General features: G+C 70.1%; 2 protein-coding genes. Both read left to right on the top strand.

Features of this window, described 5'->3' with window-relative positions; genetic code table 11:
- Nucleotides 1-315 precede the first annotated feature (315 nt).
- A complete protein-coding gene (locus tag GX015_RS05710; protein WP_291343482.1) occupies nt 316-966 on the top strand; it encodes a LysE family translocator in 651 nt (216 codons plus the stop codon).
- 127 nt (nt 967-1093) lie between these two features.
- Nucleotides 1094-2416: a serine--tRNA ligase gene (gene serS, locus GX015_RS05705; protein ID WP_291343481.1), complete on the top strand. Its 1323-nt coding sequence runs from the start codon at nt 1094-1096 to the stop codon at nt 2414-2416.
- Nucleotides 2417-2527 lie beyond the last annotated feature (111 nt).

Raw genomic sequence — 2527 nt, 5'->3', positions numbered from 1 at the left:
GCGGGTGGTTTCGGTCGGTTCGGGCTCGGGGGCGTCGATCGGCCCTTGCCACCAGGCGGTCAGGCCGGCGCCGACGAGCATCGCCACGGTGGTGACCCGCAGGCCCCATCCGTCGCGTGTGCCGTTTCTGATTCGTCGCTCACCCATCCCTGCCATTGTGCATCACTCGGGGTGGCGGGCACGCACGGCTATGATTTCCGCTATGTCAGTTTCGTCGCAGATGCCCCGTCCGACCCCCATTTTCGGGGTGGCGCAGGGCCCGGGCGCGGGGGTTCGCTTTACGACGGCCCGTCTCTCCGTCGTCCGGGCGGCCCGATGAACTGGGCGGGTTTCGCGGCGATGTTGGGCATCCACGTGGTGGGGATGACGTCGCCGGGGCCGGACATCTTCCTGATTCTGCGGATGGCCACGCGTTCGCGGAAGCATGCGTTGGCGGCGGTGGCGGGGATCGTCACGGGGTCGACGGTGTGGGTGACGTTGACGGTGGTGGGCGTCGCGGCGGTGTTGTCGACGAATCCGACGTTGATGGGGGCGATCCAGCTGCTCGGCGGCGGGTACCTGGCGTACATGGGCGTGCGCATGCTGCTCGGGGCGGTGCGGGGCATCCGCGAGCTGCGGCGGGGCGGGGCGGCGGCCGTGGGCGCGGCGGCGCTGGGCAGCCTCGGCGGGGCGTACCGGCAGGGTTTGCTGACCAACCTGTCCAACCCGAAGATCGTCCTCTTCTTCGCGGCGGTGCTGTCGCAGTTCATGCCGGTCGGCGCGCCGCTGTGGGTGCAGCTGGTCTACATCGCGGCGTTGCTGGTGACGGCGCTGCTGTGGTTCGGGTTCATCGCCGTCACGGTGTCCACGGAGGCGGTGGTGCGCCGCATGGTGTCCGCGGGGCCGTGGATCGACTTGGTGGCGGGCGTCGTGTTCGCGGGCCTGGGCGCGACGTTCGTGTGGCAGGGCTTGACGACGCTCACCTGATCGCGCCCGCCGTGCCACCCGCACGGCGCCCGGGTGCGGCGGCCGGGGGAGGGGGACATGGGCGTCGTAAAGCGGCCTTCGCCCGGTTGGCCGGTGAACGCCGGCCCCCTCCGGGTACCCTGGGCACGTGATCGATCTGAAATTCCTCCGCGACAACCCCGACGTCGTCCGTGATTCGCAGCGCACCCGCGGCGAGGACCCGGCCCTCGTCGACCAGCTGCTCGACGCCGACGCCCGCCGCCGCGACGCCATCGCCACGGCGGATGCGCTGCGCGCCGAGCACAAGGGCTTCGGCAAAAAGATCGGCGCCGCCTCCAAGGAGGAGCGCCCCGCGCTGCTGGAGGAGGCCAAGGCGTTCTCCGGCCGCGTCAAGGACGCCGAAAACGACCAGCGCGAGGCCGAGGCCGCCGTCCACGAGCTGCAGATGAAGCTCGGCAACGTCGTCGCCGGCGCGCCCGCGGGCGGCGAGGACGACTACGTGGTCCTCGAGCACGTCGGGGAGGTCCCCGAGTTCGACTTCGAGCCGAAGGACCATCTGGACCTGGGCGAATCGCTCGGCCTGATCGACATGGAGCGCGGCGCGAAGGTGTCCGGCTCCCGGTTCTACTTCCTCACCGGCGCCGGCGCGATGCTGCAGCTGGGCCTGCTCAACCTCGCCGCGCAGAAGGCGACGCAGCATGGCTTCCAACTGATGATCCCCCCGGTGCTCGTCCGCCCCGAGACCATGGCCGGCACCGGCTTCCTCGGCGCGCACGCCGACGAGATCTACCACCTCGAAGAAGACGACCTCTACCTCGTGGGCACCTCCGAGGTCGCACTGGCCGGCTACCACGCCGACGAGATCATCGACCTGTCCGACGGCCCGGTGCGCTACGCCGGCTGGTCCTCCTGCTTCCGCCGCGAGGCCGGGTCCTACGGCAAGGACACCCGCGGCATTCTCCGCGTCCACCAGTTCGACAAGGTGGAGATGTTCTCCTACTGCAAGCCGGAGGACGCCGCGGCCGAGCACGAGAAGCTGCTGGCCATGGAGCGCGACATGCTCGCCGCCGTCGAGGTGCCCTACCGCATCATCGACGTCGCCGGCGGCGACCTCGGCTCGTCCGCGGCCCGCAAGTTCGACACCGAGGCGTGGGTGCCCACCCAGAACACCTACCGCGAGCTGACGTCGACCTCGAACTGCACCACCTTCCAGGCCCGCCGCCTGAAGACCCGCTACCGCGACGACAACGGCGGCACCCAGTTCTGCGCCACCCTCAACGGCACGCTGGCCACCACCCGCTGGCTGGTCGCGATCCTGGAGAACAACCAGCGGGCCGACGGCTCCGTCGTCGTGCCCGAGGCGCTGCGCCCGTTCGTCGGCCGCGACGTCCTCGAGCCGGTGGCCCGCAAGACCGCGCCGGGCAAGAACGCGGCGAAGAACTCCGCGAAGAATGCGAAGAAGAAGGGCTGAGCGCATGGCGTTCGATGAGTCGAAGTACACGAAGATCAAGGGATTCACCGTCCCGAAGTCCTTCCGCCCGGCCGAGAAGACCGCCGAGGCGAAGGAGTGGTTCTACGGCCG

It is taken from the genome of Corynebacterium sp., assembly GCF_012837295.1.
GTDB lineage: Bacteria > Actinomycetota > Actinomycetes > Mycobacteriales > Mycobacteriaceae > Corynebacterium.
The sequence above is the reverse complement of the archived record's forward strand: the minus strand, read 5'-3'. Positions and strand labels throughout refer to the sequence as shown.

Excerpts from the sequence above, each read along its gene's own strand:
- GX015_RS05710 (WP_291343482.1), top strand. The coding sequence starts at position 316 with ATGAACTGGGCGGGTTTCGCGGCGATGTTGGGCATCCACGTGGTGGGG.